Raw genomic sequence first — 7,379 nt, forward strand, 5'->3', positions numbered from 1 at the left:
TAAGTTAACGCCACATTGTATAGGGCATCACCAATGGACCTGCCACAACTTGACACGGGCATTTGCGGATTACCGATTGACGGCCAGGAGCGAACGCAATAATATCGTCGATAAATCCCCCATATTCCGTGTCGCGGCATGATTGACAGCAAAGTACAGCATTCCTGTAATGAAGTAATTCCGGGTTTGAGGCAATAAAAAACTCCTGATAGTGTTGAGTTGCCACACCAACACGAATCAGGTGGCTGACCTCGCTCTCCCGAAGCCATGCCATGCCAGAGAGCCATCCGGAATTTGCGTAACGGACCGTGCACCTTTGTAACCTCAAGCATGAAAAGAGAGACCAGAGGCCCCCGCAACAAGGACACAGCACCCTCGAAGTTCACTTGAAGTCAAATTCCGTCGCTCGACCCAACAGTGGGCGGCGGAGCGAGCTTCGCCGCCGTTGACCTGTCATCACGGCTCATCCATCTACTTGGATGACACCGTGTGCGACGAGCCAGTCCACCGCCTCCCGGACCGCTTGCAGCGATTCATAACGCGGCGTGTATCCGATGAGGCGCTCGGCCTTGGCAATGCTGCAGTTCGGGCTGTGGGCGATATGATCCCACGTCGCCTGCGCCTCCTGCGGAGAAACGGTTTTACGCCACTCTTCCCATGGCAGGTAGCGCAAGTTGGCTTCGCGGCCGAACCAGCCCGCCACCGCTTCCGCGTAGCCGCGCAGTGTCACCGCGGCAGGGGAAACGATGTGAAAGCTTTCGCCCACCGATGCGTTCCAGTGGCGGATGGCCTGCTGGAACGCCTGGGCGACGTCGTCCGCGTGTACGTGATGCACCGTCTCCATCCCGAGATTGGGCAACCTCACCTCTTCGCCGCGCGCCAAGCGGCTAAACACTTCCGGATTGAAGTGGCCCGCCGGATTGAGCGGCTCCCATCCTGGACCGACGATATGCCCAGGATGCAAGACCGTCGCTGGCAGCCTGCCCCTGCGCGCCTCTTCCAACAAATACTTCTCAATCTGCGCCTTCTGGATGCCGTATTCACCGAACGGCCGGCGCGGCACATCTTCCGTCGTAGGCACGCGCACGCTCGGCCCATGCACCCAGATGGTGCCGCATTGCAGGAAGTGCTGCACCTGCCCGCGCAGCGCCTCGGCCAGTTGCTGCGCGCTTGCGAGCGTGAAGCAGATGAGGTCGATCACGATGTCCGGTTGCAGTCTACCGATACACTCCCCGAATTGGCCTTGTGCCTCGAGGACAGCGCGATCCATCTCCACGTGCCGCACCGACTTCCAGGCGCCGTGCGGCTGATACGGCTCGCGCCTGCGGCGGCTGACGTTGATGACTTCGTGCCCGTCTTCCACCAGGCGTGGCACCAGGTAGGTGCCAATGTGTCCCGTGCCTCCGATAATGACAACGCGCATCACGAGGGCCTCCTTTATGGTTGTTTCATCTAAATGGCCACCAGCGGCCGTGAAAACGACGTCTGCGTCATCGAATTTCCAGTGAAGGCGCTCACATCATCACCGACCTTAGTGCCGAACACGTACAACCGTACGTGATGCCGCGAAGCGCAGTCTGCGTCGCATGTTCGTCCATAACGGATTCAATCCCTTTGCATCTCGTCTAGAATGAAGGACAAGAGTAGCACGAATCATCACGACAAAATATTACTTATCCTTTGTCCTTTACTATCAGCGGATCACGTCACTAGAAGATATGTCATTTTTGCAGAAAAGCAAATTGAGAAATTATTTCGTAGGTCGAAGGGTAGAAAAACGGCAGAAAAAACAGCGCGGAATCTCCACCCCTGAAAACCCGCGCCACGCTTAGATTTTCTGGTGCACCCGGAGGGACTCGAACCCCCGCAAGACGCGGTTTAGGAAACCACCGCTCTATCCGGCTGAGCTACGGGTGCATGTCCACATGATCCACAAAATCGCCATCGGCGTACATCCCGAATCCATATCGCATCGGCGCCGCCGCGCCCCCTGGTGTGTGCCCTTATTTCACGTCGTTACCCCACGCCCTTACATTATACAAACCCGCCTGGCAAAAGACAAAGGAAACTTTTCCGCCGCAAGTCCTCCGCCATTGCCACCCAAGAACATCCAAGGCCCCCACAATCCCACAAGCCGCCGTCAAAACCTCACCGCCCGCATGCACACCCCATCCTGCCCTGCGCGTGCTCTGGCTTACTTTCGTATCCCCCGCACCAGGCGCATCAGCCGGGGCGTCTCCACGTCCCGCAGGGCCATGCGCACGAACCCGTCGTGCGTCTGCAGCTCCCGGATGCCCAGCCGGATGCCGAACGGCTGCAGAATCAGCGGCACGTTCAGCCGCAGCGCCTGCTGCAACACCTCCACCCCGTCCGGAGCGTCCTTGACCGCCTCCCGCAGTTGGCGCTCAATGATGGCCGGAGGAATGGATACCAGTTTGTGCGCTGTGACCTCAATGGATACCTCCTCAGGGCTCGGGCTGCACGGTTTGGCGACAAAATCGACATTCCAAAACAGGAAGCGCAGCTGGCCGTGGATGCCGAGGCGATCAATCCCCGTTATCACCAGCTGGCTGTCCGGGATAAACTCCCGCAGCAGTTCGTTCAAATCGTCGACGGTAAAATCGAGCGTGATGTGCGTGATGCGCACTGCCACAGACCACCTCGGCTTTTCATGCGGCTGTCATGGCGTCGCGGTCGGCGGATTTCCGTCCACAGACCCGCCGTCCGTGCCCTCCCCTGGGCGGGCATCGTCCCTTGAACGCTGGCGTTGAATTACATCGGCCTCCCACCGTTCGCACTGCGTGACCTCATCCCCGGAGTGCTCACGCTGCGCTGCATCGTCCCCTGCACGCCGGTACTCTGTCGCATCGGCGCCAAGGCGCTGGCGCTTGACCTGCCGCAGGCGCTGGTACGACTTGACCGCGATGAAAATCAGAAATCCGTATCCCAGCGTCATCAGCAGCGCGCCCAAGACCACCGCCGCCAGTCCCGTCGCCACGACCACCAGGAAGAGGCCGAACAGGATAAGCGCAAAGGTGATGAACATGGATCGCCCAAAGGCGATCCGGTTGAGCGCCCGGTGCTGAATGGGTATGCAGACGGCCAGGCAAGCCACCAGCAGGAGGGCCAGCACCGTCCACAGCCAGGTCATGCCCGATTCCCCGCCGGTGCGATGACGTCTACACCCATGTACGGCACGAGCGCGCTGGGGATGCGGACACTGCCGTCGGCCTGCTGGAAGTTTTCCAAAATGCCGGCCAGAGTGCGCCCCACAGCGAGGCCCGACCCGTTGAGTGTATGCACAAACTCGGGCTTCGATGACTCGTCGCGGCGAAAACGAAGGCTGGCTCTGCGCGCCTGGTAATCCTCAAAGTTCGAGCAGGAACTGACCTCCCGGTACCGCCCCTGCGCGGGCATCCACAACTCCAGGTCGTACTTCTTCGTCTCCTTGTCGCCCAAATCGCCGGTGCAGATGCTGACGACCCGGTACGGGATTTCGAGCGCCTCGAGAATGTCCGCGCAATCCTGCACCAACGTCTCCAGCTCCGCGTACGAATCCTCCGGACGCACCAGCTTGACCAACTCCACCTTCTGGAACTGGTGCAAGCGAATCAGCCCGCGCGTGTCCTTGCCGGCAGATCCCGCTTCCGACCGAAAGCACGCGCTGTACCCGGCAAACTTCACCGGCAACTGCGAGGCGTCGAGAATCTCCTCCCGATAGTAGTTGGTGAGCGGCACCTCGGCGGTCGGAATCAGGTAGTACGGCAGACCCTCCAGCTTGAACATGTCCTCGCCAAACTTCGGCAGCTGAGCCGTGCCGGTGAGGCTGTCCTCGTTGGCGATGAACGCCGGGAACATCTCCTCATACCCGTGCCGGGCGACGTGGAAGTCGAGCATGAAGTTCGCCAAGGCGCGCTCCAGCTTCGCTCCCAGCCCTTTGTAGATCACGAAGCGCGATCCGGTCACCTTGGCGGCCCGTTCGAAGTCGGCGATGCCCAAGTTGACCGCCAGTTCCCAGTGCGGCTTCGGATCGAAATCGAAGCGCGGCACCTCACCCCAGTGGCGGATGGGGACATTATCCTCCTCCGTTTCCCCGTCGGGCACCGACTCGTGAGGCAGATTCGGGATGCGCAGGAGCTGGTCCTGCACCGCCGCCTCGTGTTCGCGCACCGCCTCGTCAAGCTGCTTGATGCGCTCGGAGACCCGCTTCATCTCAGCGATGTCGGCGCTCGCATCTTCGCCCTGTTTCTTCTTGCGCGCAATGGCCTCCGAGGTCCGGTTGCGGACACTTTTCAGCCGCTCCGCCTCGGCCAGGGCCTGGCGCCACTGTTCGTCTGCGGCAAGCAGGTTGTCGATGACTTCTGGACCCACGTTTCTGCGCCCGAGTCCCGCCTTGAATGCGTCCGGGTTGGCGCGAATGGCGCGAATATCAAGCATAGAGCTAGCGTTCCTCCATTTCCGCAGCGACGTCAGTTGGTTCGAGAATACCAAACACCGGTGCGGCCGGCAACGGTGCGCTGTCTCCAACAGAAAACGGCGCCCCATCGGACGCCGTCCTGGCTGCCGCCTCCGCGCTTTGCTGCCTCAGACGGTCACGCGCGCGCGACCCTCAATCAGCTTCAAAAAGTACTGGTGCAGCCGCGTATCGTCAGTCAGTTCCGGGTGGAACGAAAGCGCCAAGAGGTTGCCCTCACGCACTCCCACCACCCTATCCTGATACCGCGCGAGGATGGTCACGCCCTCGCCCACCTCGACCACGTGCGGCGCTCGGATGAAAACCGCCGGAAACGGCTCCTCGCCGATCTCCCGGATGTCCAACTCCGCCTCAAAGCTCTCCCGCTGCCGGCCGAACGAGTTGCGGTCCACCTCCATGTCCATCAAGGACAAATGCGGCTCTTCCCCGCCGTGGATGCGCTTGGCCAAAACAATCATGCCGGCGCACGTGCCAAACACGGGGAACCCGTCCGCCGCCAGCTCCCGAATGGGCTCAATCAAGTGGTACTCGCGAAGCAGGCGGCCAATGCTGGTGCTCTCCCCGCCCGGTATCACCAGGCCATCGAGGGAGTCGAGGTGTTCCACCTTTTTCACCAGCACCGTCTCGGCTCCGAGTGATGAGAAGATTCGTTCATGTTCGCGAAACGCGCCCTGCAGAGCGAGTACACCGACTTTCATCGCAACCAACCTCGGTTCTGGAAAAGTATGGGTATCATACCACGGCCGTTACCAGCCGCGCACCGCCATCCGTTCTTCGTCGCGCAGGGTATTCAAATCGATACCCTTCATCGCGGTGCCGAGCCCCTTGGACAGCTCCGCAATCAGCTCGTAATCCTGGTAATGGGTCGTCGCCTGGACAATCGCCCGCGCGAACTTCTCCGGGTTCTCCGACTTGAAGATGCCGGACCCCACAAACACCCCGTCCGATCCTAACTCCATCATCAGCGCCGCGTCCGCTGGCGTGGCCACGCCGCCTGCGGCGAAGTTGACGACCGGCAGCTTGCCGAGGCGGTGCACCTCCAGCAGCAGCTCATAGGGCGCGCCCAGGTTTTTCGCCTCCGCCACCAATTCGTCTTCCGACATCGCCTGCACTTTGCGAATCTGCGCCTGCATCATGCGCTGGTGCTTGACCGCCTCCACGATGTTGCCTGTGCCAGGTTCGCCTTTGGTGCGGATCATCGAGGCGCCCTCGGCAATCCGCCGCAGGGCTTCGCCGAGGTCGCGGGCGCCGCAGACAAACGGCACCGTGAACTCCCGCTTGTTGATGTGGAACTTGTCATCCGCCGGCGTCAACACTTCGCTCTCGTCGATGTAGTCGACGCCCATCGCCTCCAGGACGCGCGCCTCCACAATGTGTCCAATCCGGCACTTGGCCATGACCGGAATGGACACAGCCTTCATGACTTGCTCGACTATCGTCGGGTCCGCCATGCGGGCCACCCCGCCGGCCGCGCGGATGTCCGACGGCACCCGCTCCAAGGCCATGACGGCGCAGGCGCCGGCCGCCTCCGCAATCTTCGCCTGCTCCGGCGTCACCACGTCCATGATAACGCCGCCCTTCTGCATCTCAGCCATGCCGCGCTTGACAACTTCCGTGCCCGTCTTGGCCATCGAACAGACCTCCCCTTCTCGTTGTGGACCGAACTCTGGATACGTCAGCCAGACTCAGACCGGCTACATCGTCCCTTGCCGATCCGCCCGTTCTTTCTTCATTTTACGCAGATAGGAGCGCGTCATAAAGAACGCGCCCGCGAGAAACAGGACCACAAGGATGCTGCACACGATGAAAGACCCCATCAGCCACCACGGCATTTGGCATCGCTCCCATCCACCCGGTCATGTCCATTATAACAAGCCGGGCGTCGACGCGGAGCGAAGGCTCTTTCACAGACGGTGCGCCAAGCTGCTCAGCCAATGCCCGACGCTGCGCATCAAGCGCGTCAGCCAGCTCGCCTTGCCATCTGCCCCCGTCGCGACCACCGGAGTCTCGGCCACCGTCTTGCCACCCACCACGTATTTCAGGGTGCCGACGGACGCGCCTTTGGCAATCGGAGCGGAGAGCTCGTTAGCCTCCAGCTCCAACGTCCCGCGCGCCCCCTTGGGGATGGACGCAACCAAATCGCCCTTCGTCTCTACTTTCAGACGCTCACTCTTGCCGTTTTCCACGTAGACGGTTTGCGCCAAGGTTTTGCCGGCCGGGGCCGCTTTTTCTTCGACGAAGTTCTGGAATCCCCAGTCCAGCAGCTTTTTCGTGTCCGTAAAACGCTGGGCGTCGGACGAATCTCCCATCACGACGCTGATCAACCGCTCTCCGTTGCGCTCGGCGGTACCCACGAAACAGTAGCCGGCGGCGCTCGTGTACCCGGTCTTCAGCCCGTCCAAGCCCGGGTACCGACCGAGCAGTTGATCGGTGTTGGTCCAGGTGTTGTTCTTGCGGACGGTCACCTTGGGCTCCTTGGTGAACGTCAGGACGTTGGGATAATGGGTGACCATGTAGCGAGCCAACACCGCCAGGTCGTGGGCGGTGGTATAGTGATTCTTCTCCGTCAATCCGTCCGGATTCATATAATGGGTATGAGTCATGCCAAGTTTCTGAGCCTGCTCGTTCATCATGCGCACAAAACCGGCCCTGTTGCCGCCCAAATCATCAGCCACAGCGACCGTCGCGTCCGCTGCCGACAGCACCGCGATGAACTCCATCATGTCACGCAGTGTGAAGTGCTCGCGTGGATCTAGGTAGGCGTTGGAAACATCCGGCGTGGTGGCTACTTTGTAGGCATCCTCCGTGACTGGGACGATGTCGTTCCAGGCGACCTTTTTGGCTTTCACCGCCTCCAGAATCAACAACATCGTCATCAGCTTGGTGGTGGAGGCGGGCGCCCGCC

Annotated in this window: 8 protein-coding genes and 1 tRNA gene; all 9 read right to left on the reverse strand. The window is 60.9% G+C overall.

What is annotated here, in order from left to right:
* Window positions 1-463: 463 nt before the first annotated feature.
* Window positions 464-1,423 (reverse strand): NAD-dependent epimerase/dehydratase family protein, encoded by a 960-nt coding sequence (locus ASH01S_RS16265; RefSeq protein WP_067929498.1) that lies wholly within the window; start codon window positions 1,421-1,423, stop codon window positions 464-466.
* A 415-nt stretch (window positions 1,424-1,838) separates the two neighbouring features.
* Window positions 1,839-1,917 (reverse strand) — tRNA-Arg (locus tag ASH01S_RS16270).
* A 277-nt stretch (window positions 1,918-2,194) separates the two neighbouring features.
* Window positions 2,195-2,647 (reverse strand): hypothetical protein, encoded by a 453-nt coding sequence (locus tag ASH01S_RS16275; RefSeq protein ID WP_067929499.1) that lies wholly within the window; start codon window positions 2,645-2,647, stop codon window positions 2,195-2,197.
* Window positions 2,648-2,680: 33 nt separating this feature from the next.
* Window positions 2,681-3,151: a hypothetical protein gene (locus ASH01S_RS16280; RefSeq protein WP_067929500.1), complete on the reverse strand. Its 471-nt coding sequence runs from the start codon at window positions 3,149-3,151 to the stop codon at window positions 2,681-2,683.
* Window positions 3,148-4,437, reverse strand: coding sequence for a serine--tRNA ligase (gene serS, locus ASH01S_RS16285; protein WP_067929501.1), 1,290 nt, complete (start codon window positions 4,435-4,437; stop codon window positions 3,148-3,150). Before serS ends, ASH01S_RS16280 begins: the two co-directional genes overlap by 4 nt.
* Before the next feature lie 147 nt (window positions 4,438-4,584).
* Window positions 4,585-5,172, reverse strand: coding sequence for a pyridoxal 5'-phosphate synthase glutaminase subunit PdxT (pdxT, locus tag ASH01S_RS16290; protein WP_067929502.1), 588 nt, complete (start codon window positions 5,170-5,172; stop codon window positions 4,585-4,587).
* A gap of 48 nt (window positions 5,173-5,220) precedes the next feature.
* Complete coding sequence (gene pdxS / locus ASH01S_RS16295; RefSeq protein ID WP_067929503.1) at window positions 5,221-6,105, reverse strand: pyridoxal 5'-phosphate synthase lyase subunit PdxS; 885 nt, start codon at window positions 6,103-6,105, stop codon at window positions 5,221-5,223.
* A 63-nt stretch (window positions 6,106-6,168) separates the two neighbouring features.
* On the reverse strand, window positions 6,169-6,306 hold the full coding sequence (locus ASH01S_RS18650) for a hypothetical protein (protein ID WP_157067195.1): 138 nt from the start codon (window positions 6,304-6,306) through the stop codon (window positions 6,169-6,171).
* A 72-nt stretch (window positions 6,307-6,378) separates the two neighbouring features.
* A partial coding sequence (locus ASH01S_RS16300; protein ID WP_157067196.1) for a D-alanyl-D-alanine carboxypeptidase family protein occupies window positions 6,379-7,379 on the reverse strand: 1,001 nt, incomplete at its 5' end.

It is taken from the genome of Alicyclobacillus shizuokensis NBRC 103103, from assembly GCF_001552255.1.
Taxonomy (GTDB): Bacteria; Bacillota; Bacilli; order Alicyclobacillales; family Alicyclobacillaceae; genus Alicyclobacillus_G; species Alicyclobacillus_G shizuokensis.

Bases quoted from the DNA above. Each gene is read 5' to 3' on its own strand.
- ASH01S_RS18650 (WP_157067195.1), bottom strand. From the start codon at position 6,306: ATGCCGTGGTGGCTGATGGGGTCTTTCATCGTGTGCAGCATCCTTGTG.
- ASH01S_RS16280 (WP_067929500.1), bottom strand. From the start codon at position 3,151: ATGACCTGGCTGTGGACGGTGCTGGCCCTCCTGCTGGTGGCTTGCCTG.
- pdxT (WP_067929502.1), bottom strand. From the start codon at position 5,172: ATGAAAGTCGGTGTACTCGCTCTGCAGGGCGCGTTTCGCGAACATGAA.
- ASH01S_RS16265 (WP_067929498.1), bottom strand. From the start codon at position 1,423: ATGCGCGTTGTCATTATCGGAGGCACGGGACACATTGGCACCTACCTG.
- pdxS (WP_067929503.1), bottom strand. From the start codon at position 6,105: ATGGCCAAGACGGGCACGGAAGTTGTCAAGCGCGGCATGGCTGAGATG.
- serS (WP_067929501.1), bottom strand. From the start codon at position 4,437: ATGCTTGATATTCGCGCCATTCGCGCCAACCCGGACGCATTCAAGGCG.